This window comes from Paenisporosarcina sp. P5_A11 (assembly GCF_056400705.1).
Map to the genome: position 1 here is coordinate 25,840 of NZ_JBFUKT010000002.1, position 21,395 is coordinate 47,234.

Sequence of the window (21,395 nt, forward strand, 5' to 3'; positions counted from 1 at the left end):
ATATTCATTTCGATTACATGAGAATGGCGAGTGCAATTATTCGTTCAATCATTAGTTTGACTCATTTGAGAATTGCCTGCTTTCTGTTTAAAAGGTTCAAGGACATTCCAACATGGCTGAAAATAGTATTGGCAGTACTTTCTTTTTTCGTAGGGATTGCTGCAGCTGGATTCCTTCTCAGTGTATACTTTCCTTCGAGTTTTAATTGATGCTAAATAAACAAAAGGGGCTTTTCCTACCGTCATCATTCATGACGTGTAGGGGAAGCCCTTTTGACTGTTGTTCTTATTTTTCTTTTGACACTTCTAACTTCTCATTGCCCATGAAATAGACAGCGACAATCGCGATGGTAATCGGGATGAGTGACCACAAGAATGTAGCTGAAATGGAATTTGCCATTGCGTTGACGATGACATCCAAAATATTCGGTGGTATTAACTCCCGTTGTTCTGGTTGAAAAACGGTCTGTAAATTGTCGATGATCTGCGATGCACCTTGATTAGAACTTCCCAGCTTGTCTTGAATTTCACTTGTTAATAATTTGGTTTGTAATGAACCGAATATCGTGATACCGAGTGCCAGGCCAAGTGAACGGAAGAAGGAGTTGGTGGAATTGGCAGAACCGCGATGACGATAGTCCATCTTATGCATACTTGCTGAAGGTAATAATGAGAATGAGAATCCTACACCCAAACCAACCAACATCATATAGAGAGTAAGTAGAACCCGACTTGTATCAGGAGAAATCGTTGACATTAAAGCCATTCCGATTGTGTAGAAAACTACCGAAATAGCCATGATTTTTTGGTAAGAAATTTTGGATTGTGTAATCCCTGCAAAGGCACTGCCAGCAACAGATCCCAGTAACATCGGCATTAAGATAATACCTGCATTTGTAGCAGATCCGCCATATACGGCTTGAACAAAAATAGGAATGAAAATGGTCAATCCAACAAACGTGGCTCCATATAAAAATGCCAACACTTGCGATGAGGCGAACAGGCGATTTTTAAACATCCAAAATGAAATGATTGGCTCTGATGCTTTTGTTTCTGCCCATAAAAATACAATGGAGAATACAACGAAAATGCCAAATAACGTGAAACTTTGCCATGAATTCCATGCGAATTCCTTGCCACCAAGCTCCAATCCAAACATCAGACTTACGACAGCCGTTATCAACGTAATTGCACCAAGCCAATCAATTTTGAGTTTCGTACTTTGCTTGGTCTCTTTGTAAAATTTTAATATCAAGAAAAGCGACACGATTCCGATTGGAACGTTCACATAAAACACCCAGTGCCAACTGATAGTGTCCGTTATAAAGGCTCCAAGTAATGGGCCGAGAACACTGGAAGCACCGAAAACAGCTCCCAATAAACCTGTCATTTTTCCTCGTTTTTTAGGTGGGAAGATATCAAAGACAATCGTAAAAGCTATCGGCATCAATGCTCCTCCACCGATACCTTGAATGGCTCTGAATATGGCCAATTGAGGTACAGACTGTGCAATCCCACATAAAGCTGAACCAATTAAGAAAATAGTTATTCCAAAGACGAAGAATCGTTTGCGACCATACATATCGGATAATTTGCCGAAAATCGGCATCCCTGCCAACACAGCTACAGCGTAAGCCGAAGTAATCCACACATAACTCTCCACGCCACCTAAATCTGCTAATATCGATCCGAGTGCTGTCGCAACAATCGTATTGTCCATAGCGGCCATCAGAATCGCTAACAACAAGCCCGTCACTACAAGTCGTAATTTTGATTTTTCTACCATGTAATTTCTCCTCTAATGTAAAAAATGTGAATACTATCGATAAAAATAGTATAGCAATAGAGTTCTTGAAAGAGAAATTTCAAAATATCTAATTTAATTAGCTGTATCAAATTGTTAGAGAGTTTATATGTTTCCCAATTGGAATATCCACACTTTATATTTGAGACGATTCGCTTCGGTAATAAATACTTTGATGCAAAGCAACCTTGGAGAGAAATTCACGAGAACCGAGTAGAGTGTAAGAATATCTTACTTACATGTGTGCATATTATTGCAAATTGTGCCCAACTCTTATCTCCATTTCTGCCTTTCTCGAGCGAAAAAGTGAAGGGAATGTTACATTTGGATACTTATCATTGGCAATCAATAGAAAGAGTATGTTATCAGATTACTCAGGTTAGCCCATTATTCGAACGAATTGATATAAATTGGTAAACTAAACGCGAAATGAATAAAAGAGATGGTAAATTCCACACAATGGAATCACCATCTCTTTTAAACTTTACGATATTCATTTCTTTAATCAATTACTAATTTGAGTACAAACTTTGTGACATAGAGAGTTGAAGAATTCTTTAAAAATATCAAGTGCAACTCATGAACACTTAATATGGATAACCATACCCTGGATAATACGGGTAATACGGGTAATACGGATAATACGGGTAATACGGGTAAAAAGGAAAATACGGATACCTTGGGGATCTACGTCGTCGCGAACGTCGACTTTCATCAAATCTTCCGTATGGCATAACCATTCAAAAACACTCCTCATTGTAAAATCTCTCTATTTTATGCAAATTTGAAATGAATGTATAGGTTTTGGAGTGTTCAGTACGATTCATTGACTAAAAAAATTGATTTATTGTCTTATCAAAATGAGAAGCTGTTTGAATTTTTCAGTATGCATTTAAATTGTTTATGGAGAAGAACAGTATAAGTTTCACGCAACTCGATGATTGGCAAAAAGCCAAACATACTCGGATATTTTCCGTGTCTGTTTGGCTTTTTTGTTATATCTTATCGACTTGTTTCTGTACGCACAACGGGAGCTACGCCTGAAGTCAAAATTTCGAAACCTTTTGCTACTTAAGAAAAATGCAATCCACCACTATCAATTTGGGAATGAAGCGAGGATAACCAATACCTAACGAATTAATTTAGGATCTCTACACTTGATACAAATTTGGACTCTAATTAAGCGATAAACAATTGAACTTCAATCCCCGATGGATCAATAGCACTTACAAAATCTTTTTTTTCTAAAACAGAGGCACCAATTTCTTTTAATTGCGCAACAACTTTTTGTCTTGATTCTTCACTTGGATAAACGATTGAATAACTTTTCAGTCCAAGTGTAGAATCATCGCGTTCAATCGGATTTGGACGTCCCCAAACATTCAATGCGATGTGGTGATGATAGCCATTTGAAGAAATAAACATTGCTTGCGCCCCATAACGATTGGCGACTTCAAACCCAAGTCCTTGCACATAAAATGTTTCTGCTTCAGCAAGATTAGCTACTCGAAGGTGGATGTGGCCCATCACAGTGCCTGTAGGCATCCCACTCCAAGTTGTATCTATTGCACTTGCCACAAGACTCTCAATATCAAGCGGATCAACAGTCATCTCTACGTCACCATTTTGCCAATTCCATTGGTCGGGACTGCGGTCATAATAGATTTCGATGCCGTTTCCTTCCACATCATTTAAATAAAGGGCTTCACTTACTTTGTGATCGGAAGCACCACTGAACGGATAACCAGAGCTGTGAATATGCTTGAAAATAGTACCTAGTTCTTTCTTTGAAGGTACTAAGAATGCCATATGGTATAGTCCTGCCGCATTTGAAACGACATTATTTTTAGCCGTAGATTTTTCTATTGTTAATATTGCATCTTGTCCATTAGCCGTGAAATTCACCATTGTAGGTGTTTGGTCCAGAATACGAAGTCCTAAAATATTTTCGTAAAAAATGGCCGAGCGAGAAAGGTCTTCCACATTTAAATGGACATGCTTTGTATAAGTGGTTGGATGTTGATGAAATGTCATGTGAGTTATCTCCTTTTATGGTTACGTTTTTAAAGCAACTTACTTTATGTAAGTAATTTTATGTTAGGTTGCAACATATGTCAACACTTACGTTTACGCGTATGAATTTTTCCATATTGGGTAAGACTCGTTTCAAATAGAAAAGCCTTCAACGCGAAGGGAAGTGGCCAAATGAACATATGGAAACGTGCGCGAAAATTGATCGTAGATAGTAATAAAAAAACACTGGATTATGCTCAATCTAAAGCTCAATCCACAGCTCAAACAAAGTCTAAGCCAACAGATCAATCAAAGGCCGAGCCAAAAAATCAATCTAAGCCAGAATCTAATGCTGAAACAAAGGTTATGCCAACAGATCAACCTGAGACTAAATCTACAGCTCAAACAAAGGCCAAGCCAACAGATGAATCTGAGACTAAACGAACGAAGCCTGAGCCAACAGGGGGAACTTGGACTAAATCAGCAGCTCAAACAAGGCCTAAGCCAAAAGATGAAAATGAGACTAAACGAACGAAGCCTGAGCCAACAGGAGAAACTTGGACTAAATCTGCAGCTCAAACAAGGCCTAAGCCAGAAGATGAATCTGAGACTAAACAAACGAAGCCTGAGCCAACAGGGGGAACTTGGACTAAATCAGCAGCTCAAACAAGGCCTAAGCCAACAGATGAAGCTGAGACTAAAACAGAAGAACAAACCAAGCCAAAGCCAGAAGATGATTCTGAGACTAAACGAACGAAGCCTGAGCCAACAGGAGAAACTTGGACTAAATCAGCAGCTCAAACAAGGCCCAAGCCAACAGATGAATCAGAGACTAAATCAGCAGATCAAACCAAGCCAAAGCCAGAAGATGAATCCGAGACTAAATCAGCGGCTCAAACTAAGACAAAACCAAAAGATGAAATTGAGACTAAAACAGCAGATCAAACCAAGCCTAAGCCAACAGATCAATCTAAGACTGAATCTTCAGCTCAAACAAAGGCTAAGCCAACTGATGAATCAGAGCCTAAATCAGCAGTTCAAACAATGCCTAAACCAACAGATGAATCTGAGACTAAACGAACGAAGCCTGAGCCAACAGAGGGAACTTGGACTAAATCAGCAGCTCAAACAAGGCCTAAGCCAAAAGATGAATCTGAGGCTAAATCAGCAGCTCAAACAAAGCCAAAACTAAAAGATGATACTGAGACTAAAACAGCAGCTCAAACTAAGCCTAAGCCAAAAGGTGAATCTGAGACGACTAAAACAGCAGATCAAACCAAGCCTAAGCCAGAAGATGAAACTGAGACTAAATCAGCGGCTCAAACAAAGCCAAAACCAAAAGATGAAACTGAGGCTAAAACAGCAGATCAAACTAAGCATAAGCCAAAAGATGAAACTGAGACTAAATCAGCGGCTCAAACTAAGCCAAAACCAAAAGATGAAACTGAGACTAAAGCAGCAGATCAAACCAAGCCTAAGCCAACAGATGAAACTAAGCCTGAATCTAAACAAACAAATCAATCTATGACTGAATCTACATCTCAAACAAAGGCTGAGCCAACTGATCAATCTAAGCCTGAATCTTTAGTGCAAAAAACTCCTGAACCAATTCAACTAGTCTCTTTAAAAAAAGAATTAAACGATATTGATGATGCAGTCTTCAAAGATTATCAAACAACAAAAGGACTAGTCACAATTGTTTATCTGAGCTCTCTTATTGATAGGTTGACTTTACATAAGACCATAGTCTTACCGTTATTGAATAATAGTGAGGAAATATTTAATTCTTTTGAGACAGTTGAGGGAGAGAATAGAGAAGCAATTCTCTTATCCATTACGAATGGGGACACTATTCTCTATCACCATGACCAACAACAGTTCTTGAAGGGACAAACATTTAGCCCGTCACAACGTTCAATCGCTCCTTCAGAAACGGAGTCAACCGTAATTGGTCCACAAGATTCATTTACAGAGTCTTTGAAGACCAACTTATCGTTAATCAAAAAAAGAATTCATCAACCCGGATTGAAAAGTAAAAATCGTATTATCGGAAAAGAAACGAATACAAAGATATCCGTGATGTATATTGAACATCTTGTCAATAATGAAAACCTTTATAGGATAGGGAAACGAATAGATGAACTTGATTATGACGGGTTTTTAGATATCACAATATTAAAACAACTAGTGGAAGATAATCCATTTTCCCCTTTCCCTCAATTTGGGATGACTTCTAGACCAGATACTGCGGTGAATTCTTTATTAGACGGTCGAATAGTCATCGCGATGGAAAATAGTCCAAACGTGATGTTCTGTCCCGCGTCATTCATGGAAATGTTCAATTCTCCAGAAGACTTTTATAACAGGTGGTCAACAGCAACTCTTTTAAGAATATTACGATTTGCAGGATTTTTTATTACCATCATGCTGACACCGACGTATATTTCTGCACTTTCTTATCATCCCGGAATCCTACCTTTTGAATTATTAATCATGATACAAGAATCAAGGAGTAAGGTGCCATTTCCACCTGTGATTGAAGTGCTGTTTATCGAACTCGTCATTGAAATCTTAAGAGAGGCTGGATCCCGAATGCCTACGAAAATTGGTCAAACGATTGGTATTGTAGGGGGTATTGTAATCGGAACAGCGGCGGTGGAAGCTGGCTTGGTCAGTAATACACTTATTGTTCTTGTTGCAGTTTCTGCTTTATTGTCGTTCTTATTACCGAATTTCCTGATGAGCAATGCCAGTCGTGTAGTTCGATATATTTTTATCCTTGCAGCTGGATTATTTGGATTGCTTGGTCAAATGCTTGCTTTAGCTTGGTTATTTAATCATCTATTGAATTTAACATCATTAGGTACACCTTATATGACACCAGTCATTCCAAGATCATGGTCGGACTTAAAAGACAGTGTTATTCGTTTTCCACTAGCATTTATTCAAAAGAGGAAAGGTCTGTCTAGAGCAAAACAAGTGAAAAAGGATTCCAAGTAGGGGGGTGATCGAAAGTGGATGTAACTAAAAAGAAAGTGTTAAATGGTTATCATGTGGTTTTTCTGGTTCAGAATATAATGATTGGCATGGCCTTATTATCATTGAATAACACTTTAAGTCCTGTCGGATATAGTCAATGGTGGTTCCCCATACTTTTTGGCATAATTGCAAATATTACACTCATTCCGATGGTTTGGATTGCCTTACAATATAAAGACGATGATTTGTTTGATATTCACGAGAAATTGTTTGGGAAATGGATTGGGAAATTGTTAAATAGTTTATTAATTATCTACGCGATTGTGCTATTCGCTGCAGTTATTAATACCTATCTGGACCTTGTTCAAATTTCGGCGCTCCAGGATCGGACGAGGATAGGTCATTTAATTTTGATTATACTGTTAGCAGTATTTATTGTAAAAGGTGGGATCAAGTCAATTGCCAGATTCTGCATCCTAACTTTTTTTTTAACGGGGTGGCTCATCTATTTTTTAAGATGGGGCATCGCGCAAGGTGAAATCAGCCACCTATTACCTCTCTTTAATTTCACAGCTTCGGAATTTTGGGACGCCACAAAAAAAGGGTATAACTCAATGGCCGGATATGAAATTCTTATGGTTTTCTTCCCATATATTATTCATCCACAAAAAGCATTCAAGCATGCATCATTGGGCATTTGGTTGACAGTCTTTTTTTATTTGTGCACAGCAATTGTTGGAGTCATGTACTTTTCAGAATGGCAACTTAAACATTTGTTTTATCCAGTCCTTAAATTGTTTCAAGCAGTAGATCTCTCCTTTGTAGAGCGAATCGATACGCTCGGTATAACCATTTGGGTGTTTTTAATTTTAACCACAGCTGGAGGTTATTTATGGATGGCGAAGAAAGGGATAGACTCTGTACGTGATAAAAATAGTCAGTATCATATTTATGGCATGGCTGTATTTGCTTTTATCGTCCTCAATCTTCCTGTTTCTAAAGTATTTGAAACCACATTATATGAGAACGTTTTTTATGTCAGTTATGGGGTAATTTTATGGCCTATTATTTTATGTTTCATTCATTTCTTAAGAAAGAAGAAAATAGAGGTGATCAAATGAAAATGAAAGTGATTATCCTTGGGATTTCTTCTATTATTGTACTTTGTGGATGTACACAACAAATGAATCAACCTTCTTTGGAAAAATTGGGGATGATTAGTGTCATTGCTGTCGATTATGTTGACGATGACACAATGAAAATGATCGCCATTATGCCTCAGCCTGCCGCTGAAGCCATCAAACATACACAAGTTTTTTCAATCGAAACAGATATGATTCATAAAGGGATAGTTGAAATTTCAGCACAAGCGGATAAAACCGTTACATTAAGGCAGCTACGAGTCGTCATGTTCAGTGAAGAATTCGCAAAAACAGGAAAAATGAAAGAAGTAGTGGAATATTTATATAAGGATACTGAAGTGAGATCAAACACATTTGTGGCAGTTGTAAAAGGCTCGGCTGAAGAACTACTGACAAGCGAGTATCCGGATAAACAGAATACTAGCGTATACATCAACAATCTATTCCAACCCAGAATGTACACATACTTCAGTCCATTCACAACGGTTCATGAATTTGTTTACGATCAAACCAATCCACTATTGGACGCAATAACACCATATGTTGAATTAAAAAATGGATTAATCAATATTGAGGGRATTGCTGCATTCAAAGATGGAGATTTGAGTTATGTCTTTACCCAACAAGAAGGGAAGAGCATACAGATACTGCGTGGACGAAATAATTTATCAGTTTTAGCCGTTACGCTTGATAAAGATTCTTCTGATAAGGAAAAAGTGGTTTTGGAATTTATAAGATCCAAAGCTAAAATTAAGTCCAATCATGATTTAGCATCGCCTAAGATAAAGATTTCTCTGGAATTTGAAGGAACATTAAGCGAATATGACGGCGAAAAAGATTTGGCCAATAAAACTGAATTGGCTTCTCTTGAAAAAGAGATAAGTAAAAAAATCGAAGACGATGTTCGAGGATTCCTCCAAAAATGTCAGGAATTATCGATAGATCCTGTGGGGCTTTTTGAATCTTATCGTATGCAATACAAAGGAGATTGGCCAAGTGATTTGACCGATCAATTATTGGCTAAAGCAGAGTTTGAAATTGTTGCAGAAACGGAAGTTTTGAGTACAGGTACATTAAAATAAAAGAGTTTCATATTCTCAAAAACCTGCGAATTGCAGGTTTTTTTCTGTACTCTTTTTTCAATTAGCCGTATACTAGTGAAAGAATATTATTTACCTAGGTAAATAACGAAAGAAGAGATGGAAATGAACAAACTAGTATTTCACGAATTACATCAGAAAGCTCGGTTGTCGATTAAAGAAGTTAACGAAGCCTTAAAAGAATATGAATTATATAGTGCACAGTGGTCAATTTTGTATAGTCTAAAAAAATTCGGAGCTATGACACAGACCGAGATTTGGCAATATCTAAATGTCGAGGCACCTACTGTGACGAGAACATTAGTAAAGTTGGAACATCGAAAACTTATTACTCGTAACGAAGGCAAAGATAAGAGAGAACGAATCGTCCAGCTGACAGAAGAAGCGCAAAGCTTAATTCCCAAAATCGAAGAGAGAATTGCTGAAGTCGAACAACAATTACTGCTATCTTTATCTCTAGACGAAATGAATCAATTAACTAAATTACTCAAGAAAATAGGGATAGGCAGTGAACAACATGTCTAATAACAAGCCTATTTGGACCAAAAATTTTATTAACATTTCTGTGAGTAACTTTTTCATTTTTACCGTGTTTTATGGGTTGTTAACATTGATGCCGATTTATGTGTTGGATTTGCCTGGTGGTACGTTGGGTCAAGCTGGACTCGTCACGACCATTTTTCTATTATCAGTCATTCTAGTTCGCCCATTCTCTGGAATCATCATAGAGAAACTGGGTAAAAAAAGAATGTTAGTTACGAGTATGCTAGCGTTTGCGTTATCCACATTTTTATACACATTAACGGAAGACATCACCGTGTTGCTCATTTTACGGTTTATCCACGGTATTTCATTTAGTATCGCTACTACAGTGACATTGTCTATTGCCGCTGTTATTGTTCCCCCAGAAAGAAGAGGAGCTGGACTCGGTTATTTTGGAATGTCGATGAACTTGGCTATGGTAGTTGGTCCATTTCTTGCACTAACTCTTCAGCCATTTATTTCGTATCATAATATTTTCAATATATTCGGTGGGTTTATGGTTATAGGATGGCTGTGTAGTTTGTTAGTGAAAAATACTATTGCGGTTATTCCACCTAGAATTAAAAAGAAATTAACTTGGTCGGATTTATTTGAAAGAAAATCCCTCGCTATTTCAACTGTTGGTTTATTCATTTCATTTTCCTATGCAAGCATTATGTCTTTCATTTCAATTTACGCACAATCATTAGGATTGATTGAAACGGCGAGTTACTTTTTCCTTGTATTTGCAGTTGCTATGCTCATTTCACGTCCATTTACCGGAAGATTATTTGATGAAAAGGGACCAAATGTCGTAATTATACCGGCGATCCTCGTTTTTGCGATAGGTTTGTTTGTGCTTAGTGTAACAACTTCTGCACCGATGTTATTAGTCGCTGGCGGATTAATTGGTGTAGGGTACGGTACACTTTTACCATGTTTCCAAACTCTGGCCATTCAAGCTTCACCTAAACATAGAAGCGCTTATGCGACAGCTACCTTCTTCACACTCTATGATACCGGAATTGCAGCAGGTTCCTTTATTCTAGGTATTGCAGCATTCTATTTAGGCAATGCCCATATGTATTTAGCATTAAGTGGATTTGTAGTCCTAATCGTCTTTTATTATAAATGGATAATGAACTTAAGCAATGGAAATGCTTAAGTTATCCACATAATTATCCACATATTCGAAAAATGCGAAACTTTTCGTTTGTTTTATCGTACCTATAGTGGAGCTTGAATTTTAAGGAGGAAAACAGATGTTTAAAAAGTTAGCAGCAGATGCACTGGGTCTATCCGATATTGGCATTGTTGTTCCAAAAGCAGATTTTGATAAAACGGAGTCCGACGATTTTGTCATGCATGAATCGGGTGAAGAAATCTTCTTCCTGATTAAAACTAAAGCCGATGAATATTGCTTTACAAACAAAGCTTTAATTCATGTAGATGGAGCAAATGCGATAAGTAAGAAACGCATACTTAAACGTTATGAATATGCCTATTACCCGATCACGAATGTTGCACTTGAAACGGCAGGAACCATCGACTTAGATGTTGAGATTAAGTTTACCATGGGTAATATGCCACTAACTGTTGATATTCACAAACGATTTTTAGCTGAAATTAAGGACTTATATAAAGTATTATTTGCGATTTCTGTTGAAGTGAAAGAAAATGAGAAAAAATATGCGATTGCTGAGAATAGCTTATCGTATGCGTCGCAATCAATAGGTCGTAATGGTAACAACGAAGTAACGCCAGCTCAATCATTCGAAGATATAACTCGATTCGCTCATGATTGGATGCATGAAAATCGTTCAAAATATGCAAAAAAAGATTTCAAAGATATTTTTGACCTATATATTAATCAATAATCGGAATTTATCCTGGCCGTCCTTCTTATAATAGAGGGGCGGCTATTTTTAGATAAGTTTGTTCTGTTTGGGGTAAATGTGTGCTGCTCTAGGTTAGTGTCGCTCCAGGTTGACGAAGTAGCATCCCAGGTTGATGGAATGCCGCTACAGGTTGTACAAAATCCGAATATTAATAGATGCATGTTGAATTCCATGTGCTAGGTAAAGGAAATCTGTCAAATATAGCGAATTAGTTCTTTAGAGAAGAGTGGAGGGTTGAATATGTGTGGACGTTATAGCTTGTTCGCAGATTTTCGAGAAATTGAAGAACGATTTGGTGAAGCTACTTTTGAAGAAGATGAGTATGAAGAAAGCTACAATATCGCACCTTCTCAAATGGTCCTCTCGGTTATAAATGATGGAGTGAAAAACCGTTTAGGCTATTTGAAGTGGGGACTAGTGCCATCGTGGGCTAAAGATTCAAAAGTAGGCTTTAAAATGATAAATGCAAGAGCAGAAACCGTCCATGAGAAACCAAGTTTTCGTGAAGCTTTTAAGAAGAAACGTTGCCTAATCGTTGCCGATTCATTTTATGAATGGAAGCGAACGGAAGATCAGAAAGTTCCGATGCGCATTAAAATGAAGAATAATGAACTTTTTGCAATGGCTGGTCTATGGGAATCTTGGAAGTCTCCAAGTGGAGAGCTTGTTCATACATGCACCATCCTGACTACCGAACCAAATGATTTAATGTCGACCATTCACGATCGGATGCCAGTTATTCTTAAACAAGCAGATGAACAAAAGTGGTTGAATCCTGCAGTAAAAACTATTGATGACTTAAAACCATTTTTAATTCCTTTAGAAAACGGTTTACTAGAAGCGTACGAAGTGTCTGACAAAGTGAACTCACCTAAAAATAATGATTCTGATTTGATTGTAAAAGTGGGGGAATAAAAGGAGAGGTGCGAGTGAATGTCAGTTTTACATGTCAATAATGTAAGCAAATCTTACGGGAAACACCAAATCCTTTGGGATGTACAATTTTCAGCACAGCAAGGTCAAATCGTCGGACTTATTGGACCTTCTGGATCTGGCAAAACAACTATTATTAAAATCGTTATGGGAATGGATCACCCATCTGCTGGGAATGTGGAAGTTTTGCAAAAACAAGTGCCGGATCTACGTTTGCTGAAGCAGATTGGGTATATGGCACAATCGGATGCACTATATCAAGACTTAACAGGTTATGAAAATTTAACATTCTTTGCTTCGATGTTTTTGATGAGTAAAAAGGAACAGCAAGAACGAATCTCGTATGTCGTTAACCTTGTTCAATTAGAAAGTGCAATAAAGAAAAGAGTTGCCACTTATTCGGGTGGTATGAAACGTCGGTTGTCACTAGCGGTAGCCCTTATTCAAAATCCACCCTTGTTAATTCTTGACGAACCGACCGTTGGGATTGATCCTGAGCTTAGGAAATCAATTTGGCAAGAGCTTACTAGATTGAAGAATGAAGAACAAAAGACCATTATTGTGACAACTCACGTTATGGACGAAGCAGAAAAATGTGATGACCTTGTGATGATAAGAGAAGGTCGTGTGATTACAACTGGCTCTCCTCAAAAACTGAAAGATGACTATCAAGTGACTACCTTAGAAGAGGTTTTCTTAAAAGCGGGAGGGGAAGCTCATGCGCATCAGAGCATTAGTTAAGCGGATTGTTTTGCAGCTTGTACGCGACAAACGAACACTTGCCTTGTTGTTCATTGCGCCTCTCCTGATTTTGACGCTTATGCATTTTCTATTTACTAGTAATGGAGTGCCTTCTAAAATAGGTATTGAAGGTCTGTCCAGTGAAATGGTTGAGCGACTAGAAAAACTTGAAATTGATGTTGTCTCTTTTCAAGAAACTAGTGATATAGAGGACACCATTATTGAAAATGAATTAGATGGCTACCTTGTTTCCGAAGGCGAAACATTGAGATTAACGGTAGAAAATACGGATCCATCTCGATCGAATTTGCTACAGGCAAAAATTCAACAAGCCATGGGTAGTGGTCCTTCTGAATTAGTGGAGAGCGGATTTAAAACAAATTATATATATGGAAGCGAACATACGTCTTTCTTTGACGTGTTAAGTCCAATATTGGTTGGTTTTTTTGTGTTTTTCTTTGTGTTTTTAATTTCAGGGATTGGGTTGTTACGTGAACGCATGACAGGAACACTCGAAAGGCTATTGTCAACCCCTATACGAAGATGGGAAATTGTCGTAGGCTATCTAATAGGGTATGGGTTGTTTGCTATCATTCAAACAATCATCGTTGTTGTTTACGCTGTAAGTGTTTTAGATATGGTATTGGTTGGCTCCATTTGGCATGTACTCGTTACAAATGTATTAATTGCGCTCGTAGCTCTAAGTTTGGGTATTTTACTTTCATCCTTTGCGGCATCAGAATTTCAAATGATACAATTTATCCCTTTAGTAATTGTCCCTCAAGTGTTCTTCACAGGAATTATTCCGATTGCAGGAATGCCAGAGTGGTTGCAAATTTTCTCTAAGGTCATGCCCATTTCGTATGGGGCAAATGCATTAAAAAGCATTATGTATAAAGGAACCGGGTTAAGTGAAATACTTACAGACTTACTTGTGCTTATTGGTTTTGCCACTGTATTTATAGCTCTTAACATTGTGGCTCTTAAAAAGTATCGGAAAATTTAGAGGTGATTTAAATGGAAATTATAGAAACAGATCGTCTTCGTATTCGATATATGAAGACTGAAGACGCACAGTTTATGCTAGAGCTTTTAAATGAACCTGATTGGATTAAATATATTGGAGATCGAGGTATTCGGACAGTAGAAGAAGCTAGAAAATATATTGTAGACGGACCGATGGCCATGTATGAAGAAGAAGGTTTTGGTTTGTACTTAGTCGAACTAAAAGAAAGTAAGATCCCAATTGGAATATGTGGTCTAATTCAACGAGATTTCTTAAAAGATGTGGATCTGGGGTTTGCAATTCTTTCAGAGTTTTGGGGAAAAGGCTATGCATATGAAGCAGCGCGCGCGACATTAACGTTTGGACATGAAGTATTAGGGTTTAATCGTATTGCAGGGTTTACTTCACTAGATAATGAAAAATCCATAAACCTACTGCTTAAATTAGGAATGGCAGAAGAAGGGAATATTAAATTTGGTTCAACATCCGAAGACGTTAGATTGTTTGCTATAAAATATAAATAAAAAGATTGAAACGAGACTGTCTCGTTTCAATCTTTTTCATTTTATACGCCAGGAACCCAGCCAGGAGCATTTACTATGGCCTGCCAAAGAGGGGTTGGCATGTCTAACTCTTGTTGCTTATCAAGATTTAGCTTTGTCACGATTTCTTCTTCGCGACCTTGTTCAATTTTCTGTACCCAATCAGGATCAATTAATAATTCACGACCAAGACTAATCAATGGAATACCTGAAGTTAAGGCTTTTCTTGCATCTTCTGCAGAATAAATCGAACCAACTCCGATGACTGGAACACGATCACCGACAGCTTCCTGAATGATTTCAATGCGAGAACGAGCATCATCAACTCCACGTCTTGGAGTTGACCAGAAATCCATTAGTGAAACATGGAGATAATCTAAGTTTTTATTCGCCAATTCATCAATTAATACTAACGTATCAGACATTGTAATACCTGGAGTTTCTGGTTCTTCTGGTGAGAAGCGATAGCCAAGGATAAATGGTGCTTTTGCATTTTCTTTCACTACTCGTTGTACTTCATCTACAATAGCTAACGGGAAAGTAAGCCGTTTTTCTAATGACCCGCCAAATCGATCCGTTCTCCGATTGGAATGTGGGGAGAAGAATTGTTGTATTAAATAAGTGTTGGCACCATGAATTTCGACACCATCGTAACCAGCTTCAATCGCACGGCGAGTTGCTTCCCCAAAGTCACGGATAATGGATTCAACTTCTGCTTCTGTAAGCGCACGAGGTACCGGTTTACCTTCCGCTTCGTCTGGAATATTACTGGCGCTTACTACGTCCCCATTCACGATATCCGCTGGTACTTGACGACCACCATGGAAGATTTGCAAAATAGCTTTTGCTCCTGCTTCTTTAATAGAGGATGCTAAATGACGTAGACTAGGAATCATCTCATCAGTATGTGCGCCGAATTCACCTGGAAAACCTTGTCCATTTGCGGTGACGTATGTGCAAGCAGTAATTACCATACTGACCCCTTTTGAACGGCGTACATAATAGGAAACTTCCGCATCTGAAACCGTGCCATCTGCATTAGAAGAGAAGTTCGTCATGGGTGCCATAACAACACGATTCTTAAGTACCGTGCCGTTAGGTAATTCAAATGTTTCAAGTAGTGGTTCATATTTTTTATTTACCATATGTCATAACCTCCAGAATTTATAAAGTATTGTACTAATTCATGCTTAAACATGAAAAAGCATAGTGTCACTTTATGCCTTCTTGTTTTCGATAGTCAAAAATTATGCCTATATAAAATTAGATTCGATGTGTAAACTTAATGGGAAAATCATAAGGGAAAGAGGAATTATGCAGTAAGAGCTAGAACTTATAACACATAACTTATGTAAGAAGTATTGAGAAAAAAGGTGGAAAATATGCTAATTCGAACTGAAACTAAAAATGATTATAAACAAGTATTCAATCTCAATTTCTCAGCGTTTGAAAATCGAGATGATGAGGCTAAATTGGTAGAGAGCATACGCTTCTCAGATGGTTTTATACCAGCATTATCACTAGTGGCTGAAGAACAAGGAGAAATAGTGGGTCATATCTTATTTAGTAAGGCTAAGATTATTCGAGAAGATGCGGAGACAGAAGTTCTGGTTCTAGCTCCGGTAGCTGTGAACCCTACTCTTCAACAGAGAGGGATTGGCAGCAACTTAATTGAGGAAGGCTTAAAAAGAGCAACAAATCTCGGTCATGGCCTTGTATTACTAATTGGGCATCCAAATTATTATCCGAAGTTTGGTTTTCAGTCAGCTAGACAGCATGGTATAGAATTAACTCAATTTAAAGTGCCTGAMGATGTTTTCATGGTTTGTGAATTAATAGAAGGAGAGCTTCAACAAACGATTGGAGAATTACGCTATCCTTCACCATTTTTCAAGTGAAATTAGTTTAAATATAGGGATATTTCGTGTGTGTTCTTTCGTGAATTTTTTCTTTGAGGAACTGAAAACACCAAATCGAGGTTATCAGCCAAAAGGCACCAGCAAAATAGCCAGCAATTACATCACTAGGGTAATGAACGCCTAAGTAAATACGGCTAAATCCAATCGTTAAAATCATGAAAATACTAAATATTACTAATAGACTGCGACCCCACCGAGTGGGAATATGACGCCATAACAGGAACGAAAGAATTCCATATACAGTAATGGCATTCGTCGCATGACCACTTGGAAAACTGTATCCACCAATCTCGATAAGACGGTGCAAATCAGGGCGAGCTCGATGAAAGATTTCTTTTAACAATCGAAAAAGATAGTGGGAACCCATTAATACCAAAATAAAGAGCAGGAGCTCGGATAGATAATGAAAGAGGAAGTAAAGGACGATTATGCTAATAATAACGATAAAGTTAATTGATGATTCTGACCCTATAAAAGAGAAAAACTTCATAGTTGACGTTAAAAATGGGGTTTCAAAACTTTGAATAAAAGAGATAATGACTTTGTCGAAATACACAATATCGTTCCCTTTTATTAAAAGTGTAATTGAGGCGAAACCAACTAGTGTGATTAATAGGAGCGGAAATCTTAACTTTGAGTGCATTTGCTACATCTCCTTGATTCATAAAGAACGATGATAGGAATATTTCAAAAGACCTCAGTTATGTGAATCACAACAAGGTGAGGAGGGATTCATCAAGTTTTAAAGTGCACCATTTATTGAAGTAGCAATGATGCCTTATCTTATGAAGTCAATCTGCCCGTGCAAATACCTTTCAAAACAAAGGGATTTAAATCTTTTAGAAACTGTAAATCCGGACTACCACATAGTTAATCTGAAGAAATTACATAAGGCAAGGCCAACCAAGCTTTTTCGATGTGAATAGGAAAGAAGCTGAACCATGAGCATAGTTTGTCTACTCACGAAACAGCTTCTATCTATGTATCATCAATTTAATGAAAAATACCCCCTTATTTAAATGATTAATAGATTAAGTGTAATTAATTAAAACTCAACTTGCGATGCGTCTCTTCGTTACAAATCACATACAACACTGCATCTGGAGGGATAGCCTCATTCAATCGTCTATTAATATCCATTTGTTGACGATCTGCAATTAGAGTCGCTCCTTTTTMCAATAAATCATGGAAAGCGTCCCCATAAGTTTGCCAATTAGAATCTTTTTTTACTTCAAACAGATCTTCGCCGATACTTCGACTAATCAACTGTGTAACGATGGTACTCACATTTTGATGCATTGCTGAACGAACCGCAAGAAGAGAAGTCGTTTCCTGAGATAAAATAAATTCATCAACTTTTACATGAGAAAAATTAGCGATTTGTTTCTTTGTCATAAGTTCCACAGTGGTGTGAACATGAGGAGCTAATCGTTCAACTGTTATTGCAATCGTCAACGTTTTAGCATCTCTCAAGGAAGGCACTTGAATCGTATCGTCTGCGAAAATAATAACGGATTTAGATTTTTTAATATTCGCTCGAGTAAATGTTTCTTCTTCTGAAGCATCACCTTGGACATAGTGCACACGATCGATGGCAACATCTATCGGTGAAGTTGGTAAAGTGTCAATAATGACAATTTCACTAAATGAATCTGAAGACAAGATTTCTTCTACAGCGGTTTCTGTTTTCTTTCCCCAACCAACAATGATAATATGGTTTTCATGTGTAAACGCCAACTTGCCTTCCTCCTTCCGTTTTCTAAATATAGAAAACGAATCTACTATCTTACCAATAACAACACCAAGTAACCCAATCCCTAGAAGATACATAAGGACTGTGAAAAGTCTTCCGGCTCCTGTAGCAGGCGAATAATCTCCATATCCGACTGTAGAAAAAGTTGTCATGACAAAGTAAAATGATGTTAATAAACTTTCAAATGTTTCCGGCTCCAATAAATAAATTGTCACCGTACAAAAAGTAATGAAAATAAGTGTAGCAATTAATAGTGATAAATTTTTCATACGGACCAGACTGAGTCCTACTTTCAAGAAAAAATGCATTCACGAACCTCCACGCATCAAAATTTCATTTAATTCAGTGTACCGCTTTTTAGTTTGATGTACTAGGTATGAGCGAGAGCAAAGTTGTGAAATGAAACAACTTAATGTGCCTCTTCAAGCCCAGCATTTGGATGATTGGAATCTTTATTAGGCCAGGCAATATCATGTGTTTGCATAAGCGGTGACCTTATTCCATGAAAATAGATACCCAACAAAAATAAGTATCCCGAAAATTAATCCTAAAGCTTTTCGCAAAAGAATAAGATGCATAAAGGCATCTACACCATGGGGCATAATTAAAATTGCCTCATGACAAATCCTGGAACTACAAAGAGCGCAGTAATAAGTTGAAACCACTTTATATTTTCTTTTATCCAATAAAGATGCTTACTATTTCACGGGGGAATCCTTGTAAATAAACAAAGTCTACTGCAAAATAAAGCGCAAGTGGTTTTTTAAATATCATGGATAATAAGTACACTGCAGTAAATTTGTATAGTTTCGTCCATAGTTCCAGATGAAATAGGGAAGCGTCATAAAGACAATGATTTCGATTCCAATAAACTTGATTTCATGATGACCTCCGCGACATGTAATATTCGATGGCTTGTTTAATAACAGGACCAATCGAATCATCAAACTGATACATACCGATCTTACCAATGTACTCTTTGTGCTTAACCCGAAAATTTTGAGCTAAATCAAAGGTGCTATGAACGGTTAGTTGACTTTCTTTTGCAAGTTGACCAGAATCCCTCGTTTCCAATCCTTACCAATATCATAATACCTAACGTTACGTGAGATACAAGTAAAAAATTTTTTTCATGTCAGACAAGAGTAATGAGATAGAAGATAACAGCTAATCATAAAAATAATAAAACTTTGTATGATGAAGGAGAGACCTTATGATAAACATTTTAGTCGACGCAGATGGTTGTCCAGTTGTAGATTTAACCATTCAATTTGCAAAACAATATGAACTGCCTGTAACGTTATTTTGCGATACTGCACACAATATGCAACGTGAAGGTGCAAAGACTATTATGGTTTCAAAAGGCATGGATGCGGTTGATTTTGAACTCATCAATCGAGTTAAACCAGGCGATATTGTGATTACACAGGATTATGGTTTAGCAGCTATGGTATTAGCTAAACGAGGTCTCGTTATGGATCAAAATGGGCGAGAGTATACCAATGAAAATATAGACCAACTTTTACATAGTCGTCATATTGCAAAAAAAATTYGACAAGCAGGAGGACGGATGAAAGGGCCGAAGAAGAGGCGGAAGGAAGATAATGAAAGCTTTGAAATTGCCTTTAATGCATTGATTTTGAAGCAAATAAATAAGTTGGATGAGTAAACATTAATTAATGTCAGATTGTTTAATTTGCACAATCAGTGCACGATATTGAATTAAAAGCATAGGTCAATGGATTTTACTCATACTAAATAAGATTTCTTCTTTTCATTCTTAAAAAAAGAGGTGAAAGGTAATGAGTAAGAAACAACCATTGGATGCAAAATCCGCGGAGATTCATCACAACTGGACGAGACCGAAAAGATCTAAAACCCAAGTCAACGGCCAAACCGAAGAATCACAGTCTACTCAGCTTTTAAAAACCAGCGCCAAAGTCCACTCGCTTAAATAAGTTGAATAAGAAGAAAGTCGAGGCCCAGAGATTTTTCTGGGTCTTTTATTTTGGAATAAATTGGGCGAACGGGAATTACTGCAGCGTGAATGGGAATAAACACCTCGTCAACGGGAATAAACAGTAACTGAATGGGAATAAATCCAATATGAACGGGAATAACGTCGCAAACGCCTCACAACAGGTGTCAAAACCTCAACAGACCATCAATTTAACTAAGCGATTCTAGCACATATCTGTATATACCTACATATTATTTGGATGAAGAGGTGGTGAAAAATGACGGAGTTAAAAAATCCAATAGAAACGGAACAGCAAGAATGGCGTAAGCAACAAATGCAACAGCGATTGAAGACATGGCTGACCATTTTTTCACCGCTATGCCTCCTGCTTATTTGGCAATTTTTATCTCAAAGTGGGCTTATTGATGCTCGGTTTTTCCCTCCACCCACTGCTATTGTCTCTACATTTATTGAGTTGCTCACAACTGGTGAGTTATTTCAGCACATCAACATTTCGTTGTTTCGAATTTTAGTTGGATTTTTACTAGGTGTAATTCCTGGTATCATCATTGGTCTGTGCATGGGCTTATATGCACCGGTTCGCCACTTTATTTCTCCTCTTATCATGGCGTTAATGCCCATTCCTACACTTGCGTTACTGCCAATAATATTAATCATCTTTGGAATTGGAGAAGTGTCGAAGGTTGTCACCATTGCGGGAAGTGTTTTTTTTCCTGTTGTCATTAATACGGTCGCAGGTGTTATTTCAATTGATTCTATTTATTTAGATGTAGCGAAAAATTATGGGGCAAATCGGAAAGATTTCTTTATGAAAATTGCTTTACCTGGCTCACTGCCTTTCATGTTAGAAGGAATCCAAATGGGGCAGGCAATAGCATTACTTACAATCGTAGCAGCTGAAATGATGGGGGCAAGATCGGGGATAGGTTACTTAATATGGACGTCCTATAGTGCTTTTTTATTAAAGGAAATGTTTGTTGGATTGATTCTCATTTCTTTCTTTGGCTATGTCTTTTCATTGTTGTTGCGTTGGTTGCAACGAAAGCTAATACCTTGGAGGTGA

20 protein-coding genes are annotated in these 21,395 nt (G+C 37.5%); 15 read left to right on the forward strand and 5 right to left on the reverse strand.

From position 1 onward, the window contains the following. Window positions 1–285 precede the first annotated feature (285 nt). Window positions 286–1,785 (reverse strand): MDR family MFS transporter, encoded by a 1,500-nt coding sequence (locus AC1DOS_RS01040; RefSeq protein WP_477536060.1) that lies wholly within the window; start codon window positions 1,783–1,785, stop codon window positions 286–288. Between the two features lie 138 nt (window positions 1,786–1,923). Here AC1DOS_RS01040 and AC1DOS_RS01045 point away from each other — a divergent pair, with 138 nt between their 5' ends. Next, a complete protein-coding gene (locus AC1DOS_RS01045; RefSeq protein WP_477536165.1) occupies window positions 1,924–2,220 on the forward strand; it encodes a hypothetical protein in 297 nt (98 codons plus the stop codon). 762 nt (window positions 2,221–2,982) lie between these two features. Here AC1DOS_RS01045 and AC1DOS_RS01050 read toward each other — a convergent pair. Next, complete coding sequence (locus tag AC1DOS_RS01050; RefSeq protein WP_477536061.1) at window positions 2,983–3,837, reverse strand: VOC family protein; 855 nt, start codon at window positions 3,835–3,837, stop codon at window positions 2,983–2,985. Window positions 3,838–5,340: 1,503 nt separating this feature from the next. Here AC1DOS_RS01050 and AC1DOS_RS01055 point away from each other — a divergent pair. The 10 genes from AC1DOS_RS01055 (at window position 5,341) to AC1DOS_RS01100 (ending at window position 14,661) form a co-directional block, all read left to right on the forward strand. After that, complete coding sequence (locus AC1DOS_RS01055) at window positions 5,341–6,816, forward strand: spore germination protein (protein WP_477536166.1); 1,476 nt, start codon at window positions 5,341–5,343, stop codon at window positions 6,814–6,816. A 14-nt stretch (window positions 6,817–6,830) separates the two neighbouring features. After that, window positions 6,831–7,916 carry a GerAB/ArcD/ProY family transporter gene (locus AC1DOS_RS01060; RefSeq protein WP_477536062.1) on the forward strand — a complete coding sequence of 362 codons (1,086 nt, stop codon included), beginning with the start codon at window positions 6,831–6,833 and terminating at the stop codon, window positions 7,914–7,916. Continuing rightward, window positions 7,913–9,019, forward strand: a complete 1,107-nt coding sequence (locus AC1DOS_RS01065; protein ID WP_477536063.1) for a Ger(x)C family spore germination protein — start codon at window positions 7,913–7,915, stop codon at window positions 9,017–9,019. The genes AC1DOS_RS01060 and AC1DOS_RS01065 overlap by 4 nt, the downstream gene beginning before the upstream one ends. Before the next feature lie 123 nt (window positions 9,020–9,142). Further along, window positions 9,143–9,562, forward strand: coding sequence for a MarR family winged helix-turn-helix transcriptional regulator (locus tag AC1DOS_RS01070; RefSeq protein WP_477536064.1), 420 nt, complete (start codon window positions 9,143–9,145; stop codon window positions 9,560–9,562). Beyond that, on the forward strand, window positions 9,555–10,724 hold the full coding sequence (locus AC1DOS_RS01075; protein WP_477536065.1) for an MFS transporter: 1,170 nt from the start codon (window positions 9,555–9,557) through the stop codon (window positions 10,722–10,724). Before AC1DOS_RS01070 ends, AC1DOS_RS01075 begins: the two co-directional genes overlap by 8 nt. A gap of 97 nt (window positions 10,725–10,821) precedes the next feature. Then, a complete protein-coding gene (locus AC1DOS_RS01080) occupies window positions 10,822–11,436 on the forward strand; it encodes a PH domain-containing protein (protein WP_108584917.1) in 615 nt (204 codons plus the stop codon). Window positions 11,437–11,697: 261 nt separating this feature from the next. Further along, window positions 11,698–12,372: an SOS response-associated peptidase gene (locus AC1DOS_RS01085; protein ID WP_477536066.1), complete on the forward strand. Its 675-nt coding sequence runs from the start codon at window positions 11,698–11,700 to the stop codon at window positions 12,370–12,372. A gap of 18 nt (window positions 12,373–12,390) precedes the next feature. Next, the gene (locus AC1DOS_RS01090) at window positions 12,391–13,131 is read left to right on the forward strand and encodes an ABC transporter ATP-binding protein (RefSeq protein ID WP_477536067.1); all 741 of its coding nucleotides are present in this window, start codon (window positions 12,391–12,393) and stop codon (window positions 13,129–13,131) included. Next, window positions 13,109–14,137 carry an ABC transporter permease gene (locus AC1DOS_RS01095; protein WP_477536068.1) on the forward strand — a complete coding sequence of 343 codons (1,029 nt, stop codon included), beginning with the start codon at window positions 13,109–13,111 and terminating at the stop codon, window positions 14,135–14,137. Before AC1DOS_RS01090 ends, AC1DOS_RS01095 begins: the two co-directional genes overlap by 23 nt. 11 nt (window positions 14,138–14,148) lie before the next feature. Beyond that, window positions 14,149–14,661, forward strand: coding sequence for a GNAT family N-acetyltransferase (locus AC1DOS_RS01100; protein ID WP_477536069.1), 513 nt, complete (start codon window positions 14,149–14,151; stop codon window positions 14,659–14,661). Window positions 14,662–14,702: 41 nt separating this feature from the next. On the opposite strand, the gene AC1DOS_RS01105 is transcribed toward AC1DOS_RS01100, so the two are convergent. After that, a complete protein-coding gene (locus AC1DOS_RS01105; RefSeq protein ID WP_477536070.1) occupies window positions 14,703–15,824 on the reverse strand; it encodes an NADH-dependent flavin oxidoreductase in 1,122 nt (373 codons plus the stop codon). A 237-nt stretch (window positions 15,825–16,061) separates the two neighbouring features. Here AC1DOS_RS01105 and AC1DOS_RS01110 point away from each other — a divergent pair, with 237 nt between their 5' ends. Beyond that, on the forward strand, window positions 16,062–16,577 hold the full coding sequence (locus AC1DOS_RS01110) for a GNAT family N-acetyltransferase (protein ID WP_477536071.1): 516 nt from the start codon (window positions 16,062–16,064) through the stop codon (window positions 16,575–16,577). Between the two features lie 7 nt (window positions 16,578–16,584). Here the strand turns inward: AC1DOS_RS01110 and AC1DOS_RS01115 are convergent, their stop codons facing one another. Continuing rightward, window positions 16,585–17,241: a phosphatase PAP2 family protein gene (locus AC1DOS_RS01115; protein ID WP_477536072.1), complete on the reverse strand. Its 657-nt coding sequence runs from the start codon at window positions 17,239–17,241 to the stop codon at window positions 16,585–16,587. Window positions 17,242–17,639: 398 nt separating this feature from the next. After that, window positions 17,640–18,659: a potassium channel family protein gene (locus tag AC1DOS_RS01120; RefSeq protein ID WP_477536073.1), complete on the reverse strand. Its 1,020-nt coding sequence runs from the start codon at window positions 18,657–18,659 to the stop codon at window positions 17,640–17,642. A 905-nt stretch (window positions 18,660–19,564) separates the two neighbouring features. On the opposite strand from AC1DOS_RS01120, the gene AC1DOS_RS01125 reads away from it, so the two are divergent. The 3 genes from AC1DOS_RS01125 (at window position 19,565) to AC1DOS_RS01135 (ending at window position 21,395) form a co-directional block, all read left to right on the forward strand. Beyond that, window positions 19,565–20,020 (forward strand): YaiI/YqxD family protein, encoded by a 456-nt coding sequence (locus AC1DOS_RS01125; RefSeq protein WP_477536074.1) that lies wholly within the window; start codon window positions 19,565–19,567, stop codon window positions 20,018–20,020. Between the two features lie 133 nt (window positions 20,021–20,153). Next, entirely contained in the window at window positions 20,154–20,309 is a 156-nt protein-coding gene (locus tag AC1DOS_RS01130; RefSeq protein ID WP_477536075.1) for a YpzG family protein, read from the forward strand. Between the two features lie 279 nt (window positions 20,310–20,588). Beyond that, window positions 20,589–21,395 (forward strand): ABC transporter permease, encoded by an 807-nt coding sequence (locus AC1DOS_RS01135; RefSeq protein WP_477536076.1) that lies wholly within the window; start codon window positions 20,589–20,591, stop codon window positions 21,393–21,395.